General features: G+C 63.3%; 15 protein-coding genes. 6 read left to right on the forward strand and 9 right to left on the reverse strand.

What is annotated here, in order from left to right; all coding sequences use genetic code 11:
* The first annotated feature begins 357 nt into the window (after positions 1 to 357).
* A complete protein-coding gene (locus NKJ84_RS00005) occupies positions 358 to 1,932 on the forward strand; it encodes an alkaline phosphatase D family protein (RefSeq protein WP_352504858.1) in 1,575 nt (524 codons plus the stop codon).
* 37 nt (positions 1,933 to 1,969) lie between these two features.
* On the opposite strand, the gene NKJ84_RS00010 is transcribed toward NKJ84_RS00005, so the two are convergent.
* Positions 1,970 to 2,251, reverse strand: a complete 282-nt coding sequence (locus NKJ84_RS00010) for a hypothetical protein (protein WP_352479551.1) — start codon at positions 2,249 to 2,251, stop codon at positions 1,970 to 1,972.
* Positions 2,252 to 2,449: 198 nt separating this feature from the next.
* On the opposite strand from NKJ84_RS00010, the gene typA reads away from it, so the two are divergent.
* Positions 2,450 to 4,279, forward strand: coding sequence for a translational GTPase TypA (gene typA / locus NKJ84_RS00015; protein ID WP_352504859.1), 1,830 nt, complete (start codon positions 2,450 to 2,452; stop codon positions 4,277 to 4,279).
* Between the two features lie 16 nt (positions 4,280 to 4,295).
* Positions 4,296 to 4,505, forward strand: coding sequence for a hypothetical protein (locus NKJ84_RS00020; protein WP_352504860.1), 210 nt, complete (start codon positions 4,296 to 4,298; stop codon positions 4,503 to 4,505).
* A gap of 46 nt (positions 4,506 to 4,551) precedes the next feature.
* Here NKJ84_RS00020 and NKJ84_RS00025 read toward each other — a convergent pair whose 3' ends face one another.
* On the reverse strand, positions 4,552 to 5,178 hold the full coding sequence (locus tag NKJ84_RS00025; RefSeq protein ID WP_352504861.1) for a DUF1062 domain-containing protein: 627 nt from the start codon (positions 5,176 to 5,178) through the stop codon (positions 4,552 to 4,554).
* A gap of 395 nt (positions 5,179 to 5,573) precedes the next feature.
* Here NKJ84_RS00025 and NKJ84_RS00030 point away from each other — a divergent pair, with 395 nt between their 5' ends.
* Positions 5,574 to 6,188 (forward strand): LysE family translocator, encoded by a 615-nt coding sequence (locus NKJ84_RS00030; protein ID WP_352504862.1) that lies wholly within the window; start codon positions 5,574 to 5,576, stop codon positions 6,186 to 6,188.
* 9 nt (positions 6,189 to 6,197) lie between these two features.
* Here NKJ84_RS00030 and NKJ84_RS00035 read toward each other — a convergent pair whose 3' ends face one another.
* Complete coding sequence (locus tag NKJ84_RS00035) at positions 6,198 to 6,521, reverse strand: YciI family protein (RefSeq protein ID WP_254817740.1); 324 nt, start codon at positions 6,519 to 6,521, stop codon at positions 6,198 to 6,200.
* A 137-nt stretch (positions 6,522 to 6,658) separates the two neighbouring features.
* Entirely contained in the window at positions 6,659 to 7,222 is a 564-nt protein-coding gene (locus tag NKJ84_RS00040; protein ID WP_352504863.1) for a peroxidase-related enzyme, read from the reverse strand.
* A gap of 131 nt (positions 7,223 to 7,353) precedes the next feature.
* Here NKJ84_RS00040 and NKJ84_RS00045 point away from each other — a divergent pair, with 131 nt between their 5' ends.
* Both NKJ84_RS00045 and NKJ84_RS00050 read left to right on the forward strand, forming a co-directional pair.
* Positions 7,354 to 12,150: an NAD-glutamate dehydrogenase gene (locus tag NKJ84_RS00045; RefSeq protein WP_352504864.1), complete on the forward strand. Its 4,797-nt coding sequence runs from the start codon at positions 7,354 to 7,356 to the stop codon at positions 12,148 to 12,150.
* Positions 12,151 to 12,338: 188 nt separating this feature from the next.
* Positions 12,339 to 13,715 (forward strand): MFS transporter, encoded by a 1,377-nt coding sequence (locus tag NKJ84_RS00050; RefSeq protein WP_352504865.1) that lies wholly within the window; start codon positions 12,339 to 12,341, stop codon positions 13,713 to 13,715.
* A 39-nt stretch (positions 13,716 to 13,754) separates the two neighbouring features.
* On the opposite strand, the gene purH is transcribed toward NKJ84_RS00050, so the two are convergent.
* The 5 genes from purH to htpX form a co-directional block, all read right to left on the reverse strand.
* Entirely contained in the window at positions 13,755 to 15,371 is a 1,617-nt protein-coding gene (gene purH, locus NKJ84_RS00055) for a bifunctional phosphoribosylaminoimidazolecarboxamide formyltransferase/IMP cyclohydrolase (protein ID WP_352504866.1), read from the reverse strand.
* An 84-nt stretch (positions 15,372 to 15,455) separates the two neighbouring features.
* Complete coding sequence (locus NKJ84_RS00060) at positions 15,456 to 17,204, reverse strand: heparinase II/III family protein (RefSeq protein WP_352504867.1); 1,749 nt, start codon at positions 17,202 to 17,204, stop codon at positions 15,456 to 15,458.
* 145 nt (positions 17,205 to 17,349) lie between these two features.
* Positions 17,350 to 18,696 carry an RsmB/NOP family class I SAM-dependent RNA methyltransferase gene (locus tag NKJ84_RS00065; RefSeq protein ID WP_352504868.1) on the reverse strand — a complete coding sequence of 449 codons (1,347 nt, stop codon included), beginning with the start codon at positions 18,694 to 18,696 and terminating at the stop codon, positions 17,350 to 17,352.
* On the reverse strand, positions 18,693 to 19,019 hold the full coding sequence (locus tag NKJ84_RS00070) for a hypothetical protein (RefSeq protein WP_352504869.1): 327 nt from the start codon (positions 19,017 to 19,019) through the stop codon (positions 18,693 to 18,695). Before NKJ84_RS00070 ends, NKJ84_RS00065 begins: the two co-directional genes overlap by 4 nt.
* Entirely contained in the window at positions 19,016 to 20,032 is a 1,017-nt protein-coding gene (gene htpX / locus NKJ84_RS00075; RefSeq protein ID WP_352504870.1) for a zinc metalloprotease HtpX, read from the reverse strand. Before htpX ends, NKJ84_RS00070 begins: the two co-directional genes overlap by 4 nt.
* Positions 20,033 to 20,077: the final 45 nt, after the last annotated feature.

The raw sequence follows: 20,077 nt of genomic DNA on the forward strand, positions 1-20,077 counted from the left end.
ACCAGAAAATCCAGACCATCGACCTCAATGCAAGCCAACGATAGGATGGCAAACTGTTCGCGATGTCCTCGCACAGCTGTTCGCGATGTCCCCGGTCCAAACACCCCCTTGAGGGGGAGATGGCCGCGAAGCGGCCAGAGGGGGTCGGTCCGACCGGGCTCGGCCCCTTATCGCAGGCGCAAGAGGTCGGTGCTCCATGCGAGACGACCCCCTCTGTCGCCCCCGGCGACATCTCCCCCTCAAGGAGGGAGATTCGCCATCCTGTTGATGTCAGAAAACCTTCATCGTTTCGAAATGTGCCTGAAACATTGAAGCTGGAGCTTGGCGGCGACGTTCAACGCCATCCAGGAGACAGCCATGAACAAGATTTCGATGACGCGGCGCGCTTTCGTCACGTCGGCCAGCGCCGTTGGCCTGGTCGGCGCGTCGGGCCTCGCGCTTCCCTATTACTCGCGCGCCAATCAGCGCCCGGCCTTTACCCACGGTATCCAATCCGGCGACGTCGACGCGACCAGCGGCATGGTCTGGGCGCGCACGGACCGGCCGTCGCGCGTCATGTTCGAAGTGTCGCCGACGGAGAGCTTCGCCAATGCCGTCCGCCTGGCGCCGCTCGATAGCTCGCCGGCCAGCGACTATACGGTGAAGCGGCTGCTTACCGATCTCGCCTCCGACCAGGACATCTTCTACCGCATGGTCGCGGCCGATCTTTCCGATATCAACGCCGTTTCCGAGCCGATCATCGGCCGCTTCCGCACGGCACCTGCCTCGAAGCGCGACATTCGTTTCGCTTGGTCGGGCGACACCGCCGGCCAGGGCTGGGGCATCGACGACACCGGCATGAAGACCTACGCCACGATCGCCAAGCACACGCCGGACTTCTTCCTGCATTCGGGCGATACGATCTATGCCGATGGCGCGATGAAGGACGAGGTCGACCTGCCCGGCGGCGGCAAGTGGAAGAACACCGTGCTGATCGACGAAAAACGCAAGGTTGCCGAGACGCTGGATGAATACCGGGGTCAGTGGAAATACAATTTGATGGACAGGAACGTGCTGGCGCTGAACGCCATCTGCCCGACGTTCTACCAGTGGGACGACCACGAGGTGGTGAACAACTGGTCGGATTCGAAGGATCTGAGCGCCGACGACCGCTACACCGAAAAATCCATCCATGTACTGGCGGCACGCGCGGCGCGCGCCTTCCACGAAATGACGACGATCCGCTACGAGCCGTCGGAGCCCGGCCGTGTCTACCGCAAAATCGCCTATGGGCCGCTGCTCGACGTGTTCTTCCTCGACATGCGTTCCTATCGCGGCCCCAACGGTCCGAATATGCAGGAGACGATGACGCCGCAATCGCGCATCCTCGGCGAACAACAGACGAAATGGCTGAAGCGCGAGCTGGCGAATTCCAATGCAACCTGGAAAATCATCGCCGCCGACATGCCGCTCGGCCTCGTCGTCTGGAACGACGGCACCAAGAAGGTCGGGGCTGAGGCAATCAGCAATGGCGACAATGGCCCGGCCAAGGGGCGCGAGCTGGAAATTGCCGACCTCCTTCGCTATATAAAGAACGCGGGGATCAGCAATACCGTCTGGCTAACCGCGGACGTGCATTACACAGCCGCGCATTATTACAATCCGGACAAGGCGCAGTTCCAGGACTTCAATCCGTTCTGGGAATTCGTTTCGGGTCCGATCCACGCCGGCACATTCGGACCGAATGCTTTCGACATGACTTTCGGCCCGGAGCTGAGGTTCATCAAGGCACCGACCGCCGAACAGGGTCAGAACCTGCCGCCGTCGGCCGGCCTGCAGTTCTTCGGGCTCGTCGACATCGATGGAGCCACCGAGCAGTTGACGGTGCGGCTGATGGATCGCGACGACAGCGAACTCTATAAGGTCACGCTCGATCCGGTGCGGTCGGCGTGAGATTGCCTTTTAGGACCACCCCGAAGGTGGATGTGCATCAATCGGGATAGCAGACGACGGGAATCTTGGGCCAGACGGCGCTGTCGCATCCGGCGTTTTTTTGCCTTTGCTTGAAGGCGGTGCTGACCGGTCCGGTCACCACCGGGTCGACGCCGTCCGGAGCATCGGCAAAAAGCTGCTCTGCCGAGCGCTTGTCGGACGGCAGAGCAGACCGCGTCTCCTTGGACGGCGCGGCCGATTGCGCCGCGCTTGCCGCGAGGAGGACGGCGAGCGCGGTACATGCCAAAATCGGCCGGAGTTTGATGCCTGTCTCGATCATGAAATTCGAACTGTCCGGACCACGAAAGGTTCCGCCTTGGTTAATAATTCCACTTCACACCAAGATATTTAAGATTTGGTGACTTTATTTGGTGGCTCGCCTCCTCTTTCGCAAATGCGAAAAACCCTGTATGAGCCGCCCAACCGAAAGAGGCAGCGCCTTTTGGCCTGCTGCCTGCAACGCTCCCGAGACCGAAACATGAAAATCCGCAATATCGCGATCATCGCGCACGTCGACCATGGAAAAACCACCCTCGTCGACCAACTCCTGAAACAGTCCGGCTCGTTCCGCGACAACCAGCGCGTCGCCGAGCGCGCCATGGATTCAAACGATCTTGAAAAGGAACGCGGCATCACCATCCTGGCCAAGGCGACCTCGGTCGACTGGAAGGATACCCGCATCAACATCGTCGACACGCCCGGCCACGCCGATTTCGGCGGCGAGGTCGAGCGCATCCTGTCGATGGTGGATTCGGCCATCGTGCTGGTCGACGCCGCCGAGGGCCCGATGCCGCAGACCAAATTCGTCGTCGGCAAGGCGCTCAAGGTTGGACTGAAGCCGATCGTCGTCATCAACAAGATCGACCGGCCGGATGCCCGCCATGTCGAAGTGGTCAACGAGGTGTTCGACCTTTTCGCAGCACTTGACGCCACCGACGAGCAGCTCGACTTCCCTATCCTTTACGGTTCAGGCCGCGACGGCTGGGTCTCGGAAAACCCCGAAGGCCCGAAGGACCAGGCTCTGGCGCCGCTGTTCGACCTCGTCATCAAGCACGTGCCGGCGCCGACCGTTCATCCCGGCCCGTTCCGCATGATCGGCACCATCCTGGAAGCCAATCCGTTCCTCGGCCGCATCATCACCGGCCGTATCGAATCCGGCACGCTGAAATCCAACCAGGCGGTCAAGGTGCTGCACCATGACGGCACCCAGGTCGAAACCGGCCGCATTTCGAAGATCCTCGCCTTCCGCGGGCTCGAGCGCCAGCCCATCGAGGAAGCGCAGGCGGGCGACATCGTCGCCATCGCCGGCCTGTCGAAAGGCACTGTCGCAGACACCTTCTGCGACCTGTCGGTGACCGAGCCGCTGCACGCGCAGCCGATCGATCCGCCGACGGTGACGATGTCTTTCCTCGTCAACGATTCGCCGCTGGCCGGTACCGAAGGCGACAAGGTGACCAGCCGCGTCATCCGCGACCGCCTGTTGCGCGAGGCCGAAGGCAATGTCGCGCTGAAGATCGAGGAATCACCTGACAAGGATTCGTTCTTCGTTTCCGGCCGCGGCGAATTGCAGCTGGCCGTGCTGATCGAGACGATGCGCCGCGAAGGTTTTGAGATCGCCGTGTCGCGGCCGCGCGTCGTCATGCAGAAGGGCGATAACGGCGAATTGCTGGAGCCGGTCGAGGAAGTCGTCATCGACGTCGACGAGGAGCATGCCGGCGTCGTCGTGCAGAAGATGTCGGAGCGCAAGGCCGAGATGGTCGAGTTGCGCCCTTCGGGCGGCAATCGCCAGCGAATCGTCTTCCACGCGCCGACGCGCGGCCTGATCGGCTACCAGTCGGAACTGTTGACCGACACGCGCGGCACCGCCGTGATGAACAGGCTGTTCCATGCCTACGAGCCTTATAAGGGTGAGCTGCCGGGTCGCACCAACGGCGTGCTGATCTCCAACGAACAGGGTGAATCGGTGGCCTATGCCATGTGGAACCTGGAAGACCGCGGCCCGATGGTCATCGATCCCGGCGTCAAGGTCTATCAGGGCATGATCATCGGCATCCATTCCAGGGACAACGATCTCGAGGTCAACGTGCTCAAGGGCAAGAAGCTGACCAACATCCGCGCCGCCGGCAAGGACGAGGCGATGAAGCTGACGCCGCCGATCCGCATGACGCTGGAACGCGCGCTGGCCTGGATCCAGGACGACGAGCTGGTCGAGGTGACGCCGAAGACCATCCGCCTGCGCAAGCTCTATCTCGACCCGAACGAGCGCAAGCGTTTTGAGAAGTCGGCGAAAGTGGTCGGCGCGGCATAAAGGGTAATACCGCGCAGTGAGCGGTAAACTCGTCACGGCTGTCATATACGACAATCGACGCGAGGCCGAAGTTTGCGTGTCGATGCTCGACGCGTATGGAATTTATGCTCTCGCGAATTATCTTCTCGACACGGGCAGGCTCGGCTTGATCCATGTGCAAGTCGCCGACAGCGATCTCGATGCAGCCAAGGGTTTGATCGGCTCGGCCTCCAAAGAGGGCGATTGACCCCTGGCCGCAACTGTCTCCGATCGCGGATGCCCTTGCCGTCGCCTCATCCGCCGGCAGCCGAAATGATGTCGTCCCGGTCTGGTTCGCCAGACAGGTGGATGCGGATCGCCGTTCCCGTCCGCGCCGGCCTGCGCAAGGCTTTGGCTCCGTCCGGACTAATGACCAGCAATCGTTTCTCTTCCCAAACCTGAAGCCGCGATCGCGAGACACCGAGTTCGCTGGCGAGCAACCGGTCGAGCCGCAGCGATGTCGGCGTTTCGAGCCAGAGCTGGAGTTCGAGAGCGGTGGTGTTTCCCAGCCTGTCGCCGAGCACCTCCTTTTGAACGGCGGCTTCGGCGAACTCCTCAACGCGCCCGATACTGCTTCGCAATGCGGCAACATCGAAGGCATGGCGCCGCGCCAGGACCGGATCGTTGCTTTCGAGCGCCTGCAATATTGCCGGTTCGATATCCCGGCGGCTGCAGCGCTCCAGAATGCCGAAATTCCAGGAATTGTCGCAGTCGATGCAGCGGTAGATCAACCAGGCGTCAATGCGCTTGCCATTGGCATTGACGCGGAATTTGCCGCTGCAGCGATAGGCTTTCAGGCCGCCGCAGCGATTGCAGTTGAGGTGAGGTCGAGGTGCGGTTTTGGGCGCGATCGCCCAGCGGATGAGCAGTATCGAAGGCATGCCGAAAAGCCCTTCCCGTCGGGAAGTTCGTCAGATCGGCGATATCGAGAACCCCTTGCGGGCACGGCGTGGCGAGAGACTGCGGCAGTTGGAAATCAGGTGTCGCGGGTGGTTATGCGCGACAGCGGTTCAGCAGTGCCAAACCGGTCTCGAACCGCCACCCTGAAGAACAGGTCATGTGAAAACAGGCACCGCGACTGCGACGCCCTGCTCTGTGTTGGGGGAGTTGACGAGACCGGCGGTTACGTAGGCAAAGTGAAGCTCGGAAAGGATTTCGGAACGACATCTCTAGCCGTGAGGTGCCTGGCGGACAAGCCTTCTTTCGGTAGACGCTACCGTCGCCGGAACAGTTGGGTTATGTTGAACACCCCAAACACTTCAAACGAGACCCCGTCATGCATTTCACGTCGCTGCTGATTTTTGCCGGCGCCCTGCTTGTTGCCGCCGGCTCGCCCGGCCCGTCGATTGCCGCTCTTGTGGCGCGGGTCATCGCAAAGGGCTTCCGCGACGTGTTTCCGTTCCTGCTTGCGATGTGGATCGGCGAAGCGATCTGGCTGTCTCTGGCGGTGTTTGGCCTCGCCGTGGTGGCGCAGACGTTCCATTATGCCTTTGTCGTCGTGAAGTGGGCCGGCGTCAGCTATCTCGGCTGGCTTGCCTGGAAGATGTGGACGGCACCGGTCGAGGCGAAGGAAGGTTCGCTGCCGCGCGAAGATTCTCCTGCCAAGCTGTTCTTTGCCGGCATGGCTGTGACGCTCGGCAACCCCAAGATCATGATGTTCTATCTGGCGCTGCTGCCGACCATCATCGACCTCGGTTCGGTCAGCGTGGTCGGCTGGGTCGAGCTGACGGCGACCATGGCAGTGGTCCTGGTCGCCATCGATTTGACCTGGGTGCTCGCCGCATCGCAGGCGCGCAAGCTCTTGAGAAGCAAGCGGGCGATGAAGATCGCCAACCGCATCAGCGCCGGCACCATGGCCGGCGCTGCGGCGGCGATCGCGGCGCGGTCCTGAGCCGGCGCGTCAACCCATTTCGATGATCGGCGCGATCTCGATACTAAAGGCTGGGTCGGTCAAGATAGGACAATCCTTGGCCTTGCCGACGGCATCGTCGATGTCTTTTGCTTCGATGATGGTGTAACCAGCGGTCGGATTGCTGCCGCCGTTGTTCTCGACCTTGCCGCCAGGCAGCACGGTCTTCGACATGCCGACTGGATTGCCACCGTCGACCACCGCTGAGCCGAGCTTGCCGTACCAGCCGGTCCAGGCATCCATCGCTGCCTTCCGTTCGGCCTCCTCGGTCGGCATCTTGCCTGAGCCATGATAGACGTAGAGAAATTTCGCCATGTTCTCCTCCTCTGATCGGCGGCATCGAACCGGCATGCGGTCATGCCGCATGCCGATCATCTGACCAAACCGGCAAACAAGCAACGAGAATGCGAAGTAGCTAATATAATGTGCGGTTGGCTCGCAACAGCGGTGCCCTATCGCGCCATCGCGTGGTATTCATCGTTCGGCCGCATATCGATTGCCGATGCCAGCCGGTTCGACATGTTGAAGAATGCCGCGGTCGAGGCGACATCCCATATGTCGCGGTCGGAAAAGCCGACTTGCCGCAGCGCCGCCCGGTCCGCTTCGACGATCTTTGCCGGTTGCTCGGTCAGCTTCACCGCGAATTCGAGCATGGCGCCTTGCCTGTCCGACAGCTTGGCGGCGCGAAAATTCATCACCATCATCTCGCCGAAGGCGGGGTCGCCGGAAAGCTGGCGCACCGCCGCGCCATGCGCGGCCAGGCAATAGTAGCAATGGTTGACCGAAGAGACGGCGACCGCGATCATCTCGCGCTCGAGTTTCGACAGGCCGGATTCACCCAGCATCAAATCATTGTACATGTCGGTGAAAGCGCGCAGCTTCTTCTCGTCGAAGGCATAGGCGAGTAGCACATTGGGAACGAGGCCGAGTTTCTCCCGGCATTTGGCGAAATAGGCCTTGGTCGCGTCGCTCAGCTCCGCCGGTGCCAGGTCAAGCGCGGTGATTTTGTCCGTCATGGCGGATTTCTCCTCGTTTTTCGCCAGGCTGCCGGTGAATTCCGACATTTCGTCGCAAGCCGTCAAACCTTTGTCGCCAAATACCCGTCATCTGTTAGCATAGCCGCAAAAACATGCGACGGGAGGGACTCATGGCCAGTGTAAAGTCAGCGAGCCGGTTGAAAAAAGCCGGCCTGACGAGGGGTGAAGCCGCGGGTGGCGAAAAGCCCGGCAGGCTTGCCGACTACCTGCTGGCCCGAGCTCCGGCCGAAGATGTCGCCGCCTACGACGTCATCGATCTCGAACGCGCTGCCGAACTCGCCGGCCGCGCAGTGGCCAGGCACAAGAAGGACGACTGCGTCGTTGCTATAGACGTCGATTCCGGTGTCGTCCGCCAGGGCCGGCCGATGACGGTGATCACCGTCGTCAACGACAACATGCCGTTCCTGTTTGATTCCGTCCTCGGCGAAATCACCGAGAGCGCGGGCGAGCCGCTGCTGGTTACCCACCCGGTCATAGTCGTCAGGCACGGCAAAAACGGCGTCGAGGAAATCCTCGGCGACGGGGGTTATGCCAAGGGCGACCACAGCCATGACCGGCTGAGCGTCATCCATGTCCATATCGGCCGCCTTTCGGCCGAGCAGGCTGAAGGTCTGGCCGCACGCCTGACCAAGCTGCTCGGCCAAGTGCGCGCCGCCGTCACCGACTGGAAGCCGATGCTCGCCCGCCTCGACCAGGCGATCTCGGAATTCCGCTACTCGCCAGTGCCGCTCGACAAGGCCCATGTCACCGAGGCGATCGCCTTCCTCGAATGGCTGCGCGACGACAATTTCACCTTTCTCGGCATGCGCGAATTCAACTACACCGGCGGCGAGACGAGCGGCATGCTCGAGCGGGCCGAAAAGCCCGGCCTCGGCATCCTTTCCGATCCCGACGTGCTGGTGCTCAGGCGCGGCACCGAAGCGGTAAGCACGACGCCGGAAATCCGCGCTTTCCTGCATGGGCCGGAACCGCTGATTGTCACCAAGGCCAACGCCAAGTCATCGGTGCACCGGCGCATCTACCTCGACTACATCGGCGTCAAGACCTACACCGGCAAAGGCGTGCTTTCGGGCGAGCTCCGCATCGTCGGCCTGTTCACGTCGACTGCCTATACGCGCTCGGTGATGAAAATCCCCTATCTGCGCTCGAAGGCGGAAACCGTCATCGCCAAATCCGGCTTCAATCCAAGCGACCATTCCGGCAAGGCATTGATCAACGTGCTGGAGAGCTATCCGCGCGACGAGCTGTTCCAGGTTCCGGTGCCGATCCTGCGCAAGCATGCCGAAGCCATCCTGGGCTTGATCGAGCGGCCGCGCGTCAGGGCATTGGTGCGTGTCGACCAGTTCGACCGCTTCGTCTCCGTGCTCGTCTTCGTGCCGCGCGACCGCTACGACAGCGTCGTGCGTGAGAAGATCGGCACGTATCTGAAGACCGTCTTCGAAGGCCGGCTGTCGGCCTATTATCCGGCGTTCCCGGAAGGCGGGCTGGCGCGTGTCCATTTCATCATCGGCCGCTCCGGCGGCAAGACGCCGAAGGTCGAGCAGGCGACGATCGAGGCGGCGATCCGCGACATCGTACGGACCTGGGACGATGCACTGCGCGAGACCGCGACAGAGACCGGCGCCGATGCGAGACTCACGGCCATCGCCTCGCGTTTTTCGGAAAGCTATCGCGACAGTTTTCCGCCGGCCGTGGCGCTGGCCGACGCCGGGCGCATCGCCAAGCTCGATGCGTCAAATCCGATCGCCATCGACTATTACCGTCACGCCGTCCAGAAGCCGCATCAGGCTGCGCTGAAGATCTATCACCACGGCAGCCCGGTGGCGCTGTCGCGGCGCGTGCCGGTGCTGGAAAACATTGGTTTCCGCGTCATCAGCGAGCGCACTTTCGAGGTCGGCGACAATCAATCCGGCATGGTCTTCATCCACGACATGGAACTCGAGAACAGCTACGGCAGGCCGATCGACCTCGGCAATGGCGGCGCGCTGTTCGAGGATGCGTTCCTTTCCGTCTGGCGCGGCGATGTCGACAATGACGGCTATAACGGCCTTGCCCAGACCGCCGGCCTGTGGTCAGGCGAGATCACCGTCCTGCGCGCCTATGGCCGCTATCTGCAGCAGGCCGGTATCCCGCAGAGCCAGGATTTCATCGCCGCCGCGCTCAATCGCTATCCCGAGATCGCCCGCGGCCTGCATGCGCTGTTCGTCGCCCGCCTCGGCCCGACGGCGGAAACGGAAGGTGTCGTCCAGGCCAAACATTTGAAGGCCAAGATCACGGATGCGCTGGAAGACGTTCCCAACATTGATGACGACACCATCATCCGCCGTTATCTGAACCTGATCGAGGCCTCGCTGCGCACCAATCATTTCGTTGCCGATACGAAAGAGAAAGGCCAATCGCTGGCGATCAAGCTCGATTCGCAATCGGTGGACGGGCTGCCGGCGCCGCGGCCATGGCGGGAGATCTTCGTCTATGGCTCTGAGGTCGAGGGTGTGCATCTGCGCTTCGGCCCAGTCGCGCGCGGCGGCCTGCGCTGGTCGGACCGTGCCCAGGACTATCGCACCGAAGTGCTCGGCCTGGTCAAGGCACAGCAGGTCAAGAATGCGGTGATCGTGCCGGTTGGCGCCAAGGGCGGTTTCTACCCGAAAAAGCTGCCGATGAGCGCCGGGCGCGACGCCATTTTCGAGGCCGGCACAGCCGCCTACAAGAATTACGTTTCCAGCCTGTTGTCGATCACCGACAATATCGGCCTGGACGGCGTCATCCCGCCGGCGGGCGTGGTGCGGCGCGACCAGGACGATCCCTATTTCGTCGTCGCCGCGGACAAGGGCACGGCGACCTTCTCGGACATCGCCAACGCCATCAGTGAAAAGCACGGCTTCTGGCTCGACGACGCTTTCGCCAGCGGCGGTTCGGCCGGTTACGACCACAAGAAGATGGGCATCACCGCCAAGGGCGCCTGGGAAGCGGTCAAGCGGCATTTTCGCGAGATGAACCGCGACATCCAAACCACTCCGTTCACCGTCGTCGGCGTTGGCGACATGTCAGGCGACGTGTTCGGCAACGGCATGCTGCTGTCGGAGCAGACCCGACTGATCGCCGCCTTCGATCATCGCGACATCTTCATCGATCCCGATCCCGACATGGCGGCTTCGATGGCCGAGCGCCGGCGTATGTTCGCTCTCGCCCGCTCAAGCTGGCAGGATTACGACAAGACGAAGCTGTCCGAAGGTGGCATCATCGTCTCGCGCAGCCAGAAGTCGATCACCTTGCCGGCCGCCGCGGCTGCAGCGATCGGCCTCGGCAAGACAACGGCCACGCCGGTCGAGATCATGAGTGCCATCCTCAAGGCGCCGGCAGACCTTTTGTGGTTCGGCGGCATCGGCACCTATGTCAGAGCATCGGGCGAGACCAACCAGGATGTCGGCGACCGTGCCAATGACGCGATCCGCATCACCGCGCTCGACCTGCGCGCCAAGGTGATCGGCGAGGGCGCCAATCTCGGCGTCACGCAGCGGGCGCGCATCGAATTCGGATTGAATGGCGGCCGCTGCAACTCAGACGCGATCGACAATTCGGGCGGCGTGAACTGTTCCGACGTCGAGGTCAACATCAAGATCGCGCTGGCTTCCGCGATGCGCAAGGGATCGTTGACCCGGCCGGCGCGCAACAAATTGCTGGCCGAGATGACCAATGAGGTCAGCGCCCTGGTGCTGTCCAACAATTACCAGCAGACGCTGGCGCTGTCGCTTGCCCGCAAGCGGGGCCTCGCCGACATCGCCCATCAGAGCCGCTTCATGGCGGCGCTGGAGGCGCGCGGACTGCTCGACCGTGCCGTCGAGGCGCTGCCGTCGCCGGCGGCCCTTGTCGAGCGCGAGACGCGCGGCGAGCCGCTGACCCGGGCCGAGCTCGGCGTGCTGCTTGCCTATGCCAAGATCGCGCTGTTTTCCGATATCGTCGCCAGCGACGTGCCCGACGATCCGCATTTCGACCGTGATCTCATGGGCTATTTCCCCGATCGCATGGCAAAGAGATATGCGGGAGAAATCCACGGCCATCGGCTGCGCCGCGAGATCATCGCCCGTGTCGTCGCCAATGATCTGGTCAATCGCGGCGGTCCGTCCTTCGTCAACAGGCTGCAGGAAACAACCGGCCGCAGTGCCGCCGATGTCGTGCGCACCTTCGCCGTGGTTCGGGATGGATTTGCGCTGCCGGCGCTCTATCGCCAGATCGACGCGCTCGACAACCAAATCGACGGGCAGATCCAGCTCGACCTTTATCAGGCGGTCAGCCGGCTGATCTATGTGACGAGCGGCTGGTACCTGAAGAACGATGCCGGCACCGCGCCGCTCGGGCAGCGGATCGCCGAGTTGCAGGACGCGCGCAAGGCGCTGGAGTCGAAGCTGGTTTCGCTGCTGCCGGCCTTCTCGCGCGAGCGGATCGAAGAGCGGCGGCACAATCTGTCGAAGGGCGGCGCGCCGGGGAGCCTTGCCGAACAACTGGCGTTGACCGATGTGGCGGAACTCATCCCCGACATTGCCCTGACGGCGCGGACGGCGAATGCTGGCATCGTCGCTGCTGCCAAGGCGTTTTTCGCGGTCAGCGATGTCTTCCGCATCCCGCGCGTCGAAGATGCGGCGCGCTCGATCACCCCCTCGGATTATTACGATCAACTGGCGCTTTCCCGTGCCACCGACACGATCGGCGCGGCCAGGCGCGGCATCGCCGTGGCGGCACTCACCAGCCATGCCGAGGCGGCGGATCCGGTGACGGCATGGCTGGAGGCCGGCGGCGAACGGGTCGGACGCATCCGCGAGCGGCTGCAGGCGCTGACCGAGGGCGGCGACATCACCGTGTCGCGGCTGTCGGTGGCGTCCGGCCTGATGAGCGATCTGACGGGGCTGTGAGACGTCTTCCATATCGCGCGGGATTGCCGGGAAGAACTGCGCGATAGAGCGAACGGCGCGCTGCTTTGGGGAGCGCCGGAGCATGATGCCGAACCTAACGATCGGCTTTTGGACAAGATCGTGCTCAACAACAAGACGGAGCGTCATTCCGATTCGATCGGCATTGAGCAAGCTCCAGCGGAGGGGACATGGCTGAGATGGCAGTGCAGCGGGCGTCGGGACGCGGCATCTGGGGATGGATGCTGTTCGACTGGGCGGCACAGCCGTTTTTCACGGTCGTCACTACCTTCATCTTCGGTCCTTATTTCGTCTCGCGCATGGCCAGCAATCCCGAGACCGGGCAAGCGGCCTGGGGCTACGGCATTGCCGCCGCCGGCCTCATCATTGCCGTTTTGTCGCCGGTCCTCGGTTCGATTGCCGACCAGACCGGACCGCGAAAGCCGTGGATAGCCTTCTTCGCCGCGGTCAAGATCACCTGCCTCACCCTGCTGTGGTTCGCCGCGCCCGGCTCTGATCTTTTTCTGGTCGTGGCGTTGTTCTCGCTGGCGTCGGTCGCGGCGGAATTCTCGACCGTGTTCAATGATTCGATGATGCCCCGCCTGGTGCCGAAGAGCGACATCGGCAGGATCTCGAACATGGCCTGGGGGCTCGGCTATCTCGGCGGCATGATCGCACTGATCTTTGTCGTTACCGTCATGGCCGGCTCGCCTGAAACCGGCAAGACCGTTGTTGGGCTGGACCCGATCTTCGGCCTCGATCCCAGGCTCGGCGAGGACGCGCGCGCCACCGGACCGTTGTCGGCGGCCTGGTATTTCCTGTTCATCCTGCCGATGTTCTTCTTCACGCCGGATGCAATCAAAGGCATTCCAATCGGGCCGGCGGTGCGCGAGGGACTGTCGGAACTGAAGTCGACGCTGGCCGAAGTGCGCAAGCGCAGCGGCATTTTTCGCTTTCTCGTCGCCCGCATGATCTATCAGGACGGCGTCAACGCGCTGCTGGCGTTGGGCGGAACGTTTGCGGCGGCAATGTTCCATTGGTCGATTACCGAGATCGGCCTGTTCGGCATCATCCTCAACGTCGTCGCCATAGTCGGATGCCTGGTTGCCGCACGCCTCGACACGGCGCTGGGTTCCAAGTCCATAGTGATGATTTCGCTGGTCATGCTGAGCATCGCCACGCTCGGCATCGTCTCGACCGGCCCGGGCTATACGCTGTTCGGCGCCTGGGTGATGCCCGGACTGGACGGCGGCGGATTGTTCGGCACGGCGGCGGAAAAAGCCTACATTTTCTACGGCCTGCTGATCGGGCTTGCTTTCGGGCCGGTGCAGGCATCGTCGCGCTCCTACATGGCGCGCAGCGTCTCCGCGGCCGAATCGGGCCGCTATTTCGGCATCTATGCGCTGGCCGGCCGAGCAACCAGTTTTGCCGCACCTTTCATGGTGGCCACGATCACCCTGGCCAGCGGCTCGGCGCGGCTCGGCATGGCGGCGATCGTGCTGTTCCTCGGAGCGGGCATGGCGATCCTGATCGGCACGCCCTATCCGGCGGATCGGCCGGCGGAGTGATCTGCTCGTCCCTTCTCCCACAGAGGGAAGGGAGGGAGTTCAATGCCTGAAATGCCTCACGCCGGTAAACACCATGGCGATGCCGTGAGCATCGGCGGCGGCGATGACATCGTCGTCGCGCATCGAGCCGCCGGGCTGGATGACGGCGGTGGCGCCGGCTTCGATTGCCGACAAAAGCCCATCCGCGAACGGGAAAAAGGCATCCGAGGCGACGACAGAGCCCTTGGTCAAAGGCTCCGTCAGACCGGCAGCCTCGGCCGCGTCGAGCGCCTTGCGCGCGGCGATGCGCGAGGAATCGACCCGGCTCATCTGGCCGGCGCCGATGCCGACTGTAGCGCCATCCCTGGCATAGACGATGGCGTTCGACTTGACGTGCTTTGCCACGCGAAAGGCGAATTTCAGATCGGCCAATTCGGCCGGCGTCGGAGCGCGGCTGGTCACCACTTTCAGGTCGAGGTCATCGATCACCGCATTGTCGCGGCCCTGGACCAGCAAGCCGCCGGCAACCGATTTCAAGCCAAGGCCCGCCGCGCGCGGGTCGGGCAGGCCGCCGGTAACCAGCAGGCGTAGATTCTTCTTGGCGGCAATGATGCGGACTGCTTCCTCGGACGCCTCTGGTGCGATGATCACTTCGGTAAAGGTCTTGACGATCTCTGCGGCGGTTCCGGCGTCGAGGATGCGGTTCATGGCGACGATGCCGCCGAAGGCAGAGACCGGATCGCAGGCCAGCGCCTTGGCATAGGCCGCGTGCAGCGAAGCGGCTTCGGCGACGCCGCACGGGTTGGCGTGCTTGATGATGGCAATTGCGGCGGAGCGGGTCGGATCGAATTCGCCGACCAGCTCGAAGGCGGCGTCGGTGTCGTTGATGTTGTTGTAGGAAAGCTGCTTGCCCTGAAGCTGGCGCGCCGTAGCGACGCCCGGCCGCCTGTCGCCATTGACATAGAAGCCGGCGCCCTGATGCGGGTTTTCGCCATAGCGCATCACCGATTGCAGCTTGCCGCCGAAGGCGCGCCATGTCGGATGCTCGATCTCGAGCGCCTCGGCGAACCATCCCGAGATCGCCGCATCGTAGGTGGCAGTACGGGCAAAGGCCTTGGCTGCCAGCTTCTTGCGGAAATCCAGCGACAGCGAGCCGAAATTCATCTCCAGCGCGTTGAGCACCGAGGCATAGTCGTCAGGGTCGGTGACGATACCGACATAGGCGTGGTTCTTGGCCGAGGCACGGATCATCGCCGGGCCGCCAATATCGATGTTCTCGACGATCGCCGCGTAGTCGGCGCCGGAGCGGCGCACCTCTTCGAATGGATAGAGATTGGAGACGACGAGATCTATAGGCTCGATACCGTGGTCGCGCATCGCAGCGGCGTGCTCGGGATCGTCGCGCACGCCGAGCAGTGCGCCATGCACCGACGGGTGCAGCGTCTTGACGCGGCCGTCCATGATCTCGGGAAAGCCGGTGAGCTCGGATACGTCGCGCACGGCCATGCCGGCCTCGGCGATCGCCTTTGCGGTGCCGCCGGTCGAAACCAGCTCGACGCCGGCCGAAGCCAGCGCCTTGGCGAAGTCGATCAGGCCGGTCTTGTCGAAGACGGAGAGCAGCGCGCGACGGATCGGAACAAGGTCGGGCGCGGGAATGTTCTTGGCGGCGACGGCCATGGGCTGGCGGCCTTTCCAGTTCTGGTTGGAGAGCGTCCGCGGGCCGTAGCACATGAGGCCCGGAAATCAAGCAGCAAGGCTTGATCAGTGTTTGCCGTTGCCACTGGCTTCAGCTTTTTCCGGATGACCACCGATAGTAGTCCGCGTCAATTGCCAGTGGACCTCGGAAATCTCCGAGGCTTTGAACGCAAGCACGATCTGCCGGCTGCGGCGCGGGCCGCCGAGCCCGGCGAAATAGATCGATTCCTCGACCTCGGGTGCCACTTCGGTGGAGGTAAACACCCAGGTGTCGGCATGGTCGGCGGCCAGCACCAGACGGTCATGCTCATCCTGGAGCAGGTTTATGTCGGGATGGACATGGAAACGCACCGTGACGAAATCACGGCCATTGTTGCGGATAGAGGCGCCGCCCGGCCGCAGGAAGCGGTCCCTGCCGGCAAGCACATTGCCTTCGGTCGATAATTTCAGCTCGCGCTCATGCAGGAAGCCGAAGCGCGCCCCATAGCCGTCATGGCGGGCGATGAAGCCCTGGCTGCCCTTCTGGTCGGTGCGCTTGCAAGGCACATGCTGCGGTCCGCCGATCAAAGGCGTGCCGAGCAGGTCGTTGACGCGCAGGGAGTGGTTGAAGCGCGCCGACGACGTGTCGTTGATGGTGGCGGTCGAATGGGCGGCGGTGGCGCGGGCAAGCGGCCGGAACTCGGCGGCGCCATAGGTGTCTATGCCGGCGTTGACGATATAGTGCTGGCGGCCCGACGACAATTCGAAGGCGAGGCACCCGGCGTGAGCGGCATTGGACACGTCGACGGGCGGCGGCGGTCCGGTATCGGCGATCACGGTGACACCCCCCATCGACAGGCGCTCATAACCCGAATGCGGCGCGTGCAGCAATGGTGCGCCGGCGGTGTCGTCGTGATGCAGGATGCTGGCGATACGGTCGTGGATGGTGGCGCCCATGCCGTTGAAGCGGGCAAGGCTGCCATCCTGATGGCGAAAGAAGCGCAGCGCCGGCAGCATCCGGTCGATGGCGCCGATCAGGGCGGCCGGCGGTGTCTCGGCCTGATTGGCGTATGTCTGGCGCAACGGCAGAAGGTCGGCGAGGATTTCAAGCACGGCCATCGGATTGCGCGAGATATGGCCGCCGTCAGGCAGGATCTGGCGGTCGATCTCCTCGGCGAGACTGCGGGTGGCACCGCGCAGCGCCGAGGCCGGCGCCGGCAGCGACAAAGCGGCAAAGGCCAGCGCAATGCGCGCGCGCAGCCTGTCCTTGCCGTCCGGCATCTCGCGCGCCATGGCGCGCAGATAGCGGATCTGGACGGCAAGCGATTTCAGGAAGGCGCGGTAGAACGGAAATTCGGCGCCCTGCAACACGATCGAGGAATGCTGCAGCCAGGCAATGACGCGCTTGGCCGTCGTGCCGGGCTCCCAGGCGACGCCGGAAATATGGCTGCCATGGATTGCAATCCAGTCGGAAACCAACGCCCGCGCGTTGGCGGCGGCGAGCTCGGTACGCGCGGCACGCATGTGGCGCAGCCAGCGAAAGCCATGCAGCGTCTTTTGCCAGCCGGGATTGGGCACGTCGATCTGGAAGGGCGATTTGCCGCCGGTCTCGACCAGATGCCCCGAAAGCGGATAGCGGCCGTAATAGATCTCGAGCGCAATCTGAGGATCGGCGAGGCGCAGGTCCGGCGGGGCGATCAGGACGCGCTCCGGCGTGCGGCCTGAGTAGCGCCAGCGATAGAGTGGTCCGGCACGCAAGCGCCGGCGCGCCTTGCGCCAGAACTCCCTCGCGACAAGCGTCCACAGACGCGTCGTGTTACCGGCAGCGATTGCCAAAATCTCTCCTGATCGTCCTCACCCAGGCACAAGTTTATATGATTCAAGAACTTGTGCGAAGGCGAATTCCGCGGCAGCGTGGCCGTTCAGCCTGTTTTCCGTGCCTCCTCGCTCCAAAAGGCCGGACGCGCTTCGATATCTGCCCTTAGCCGGCTCTGCGCATGCGGGCGGCGAAGAAGCCGTCCAGCCCGGAACGGGCAGGGGAGCCAAGCTCCAGGTCGGCAGGCGTGGTGCGCAACGTGCCTTGCGGCGTCAGGAACGGGTCGATGCCGGCGATCTCACCCGGCCGAAGCGGGTCGTCGATGATTTCCGCATTGCCGGCGAGAAAGCCGCGATAAAGCTCTTCGCCTTCGAGCGGATCGAGCGAACAGTTGGAAAAGACGATGCGTCCGCCAGGCTTGACCAGGGTGACGGCCCGGGCAAGCAGCCGGCGTTGCAGGTCGGCCAGTTTTTCGACGTCGGCCGCCGTCTTCGTCCAGGGGACGTCGGGGTGCCGGCGCACCGTGCCGGTCGAAGAGCAAGGTGCGTCGAGGAGGACGGCGTCGAAGCGGTCCTTCGGCTCGTATTTGAGCAGATCGGCCTGCACTATCTCCGCGGCCAGGCCGAGCCGTTCGAGGTTCTGCGTCAGCCGTGCCAGCCGCGTTCTGGACATGTCGAGGGCGGTGACGTGGGCGCCGGCGAGGATCAACTGGGCGGTCTTGCCGCCCGGCGCGGCACAGAGGTCGGCGATTCGCAAACCATTGATGTCGCCGAACAGCCGGGCCGGCAGGCTGGCCGCCGCGTCCTGAACCCACCAGGCGCCTTCCCCAAAGCCGGGCAGTTCGGTCACGGAAGCGCTGAGCTTTTCCACCCGCACCGTGCCGGTCGGCAAGACGAAGCCACCGAGCCGTTCGGCCCACAGCGCCGGGCCCGACTTGACGGTGAAATCGACCGGCGCCTCATGGCGATGGGCGAGCAGTATCTGCCTGGTCTTGTCGAGGCCGTAGACCGTTTTCAAACGGTCGGAAAACCATTTTGGCGCCTCGTCGGTGGCCGCAACCGCCGCCGCGAGCTCATCCTGCTTGGCCCGCGCCAACGTACGCAGTACGCCGTTGACGAGGCCGGAAAAGCGCGCCGTGCGCGGATCGGACTTGGCATGCGTCACGGCGAGGTCGACGGCGGCGCTGTCGGGAACATCGAGGAACAGGATCTGCGCCGCCGCCCCATGCAAGATGTGCGAAAGCGCCGTGGCGTTGGGCGGCAGCGGCTTTTCCAGGCGGCGGGCCAACAGGCCTGATATGGTCATGCGGTAGCGCAGGGCGGTGACCAGAATGGCGCGCACCAGGGCGCGGTCGCGCAGGTCGAGCGCCTTGTATTGCGGATGGCCGTTTTCATGGTCGGTCAGCCCGTCGAGCGGCGTTCTCGCGTCGATGACGGCGGCAAGCAGCCGCGCGGCTGCCTTGCGCGCGGCGAGACCGCGAGCTTCTGAAGCCTCACTGTGAGTTGGCCTCATTGTGCCGGCGATCGGTTGACTAGTTTAAATATGGCGCTGACAAAATCTTCTTTGCTTCCTAGGGGTGAGGTCACCTGAATGTAGTCTTTCTCAACCTTGTCAACATAGTCCGCGACTTGCTTTGGAGATGCACCATCCCCGACAAGTCGGACGATGTGGTGGAGATAGGTGTCATATTCGTTTTCAGGAAGCGGACGAAATTCCAGTTCACTTGATGTTTCCATGTTCGCCATCGGTATGCCGATAGGGTTCCAGTGCCTTGCACAAAGATCGCGTATTTCCGCCAGCGAGATCCCGCCTTTTTTGTCTGTCGCGCTCGTCACGACCACGGACCTTTAGGCCCGGTCGGATTGCGTCCCCAGGGATTGGGTTTCGGCCTGGCCGGCTCGGCCGGCCTTTCGGGCCGGGCGGCCCTTTCCCACGGACCCGACGGCTGCTGCCCGATCCCGTCCGGCGCCGGGCTTGGCGTCGCGGCCGCTTCGGGTGCGCCGGCCATCTGTTGCGCCATCCGCTGCAGGGCGGCGATGCGGTTTTCGGTGCTCGGGTGGGTGGAGAACAAATTGTCCATGCGCTCGCCGGAAAGAGGATTGATGATGAAGAGATGGGCGGTTGCCGGATTGCGCTCGGCATCCGGGTTGCGGATGCGTTCGGCGCCACGGGCGATCTTGTCAAGCGCCGAGGCGAGCCACAGCGGGTGTCCACAGATTTCGGCACCGCGCCGGTCGGCCTCGTATTCGCGAGTGCGGCTCACCGCCATCTGCACGATCATGGCGGCCAAAGGCGCGACGATCATTGCCACCAGCACGCCGACGATGCCGAAGGAATTGTTGTTGTCGCGGTTACCGCCGAAGAAGAAGGCGAAGTTGCCGAGCATCGAAATTGCGCCGGCGAAGGTGGCGACGATCGTCATGGTCAGCGTATCGCGGTGCTGCACATGGGCGAGCTCGTGCGCCATCACCGCCGCGACTTCTTCATGCGATAGCCGCTCGAGCAGGCCAGTGCTGGCGGCGACAGCGGCATTTTGCGGATTGCGGCCGGTGGCGAAGGCATTGGGCTGCGGATTGTCGATGAGATAGGTCCTCGGCATCGGCAGACCGGCGCGTCGGGCGAGGCCCTGCACGATGGCGTAATATTCAGGCGCGTTGCTTTCGTCGACCTCGATCGCTCGGTGCATCGCCAGCACCATCTTGTCGGCGTTCCAATAGCTGAACAGATTGGTGCCGGCAGCGATCAGCAAAGCGATCATCATGCCGCCGGATCCGCCGACCAGATAACCGACGCCCATGAACAGGGCCGTCATTGCGGCCAAAAGCATGGCGGTGCGAAGGGTGTTCATTGTCTGCTCCGTTCTGCCCAACAAAGGGGTCGATCCCTTGTGGAC

The organism is Mesorhizobium sp. M0048 (genome assembly GCF_040323405.1).
Classification (GTDB): domain Bacteria; phylum Pseudomonadota; class Alphaproteobacteria; order Rhizobiales; family Rhizobiaceae; genus Mesorhizobium.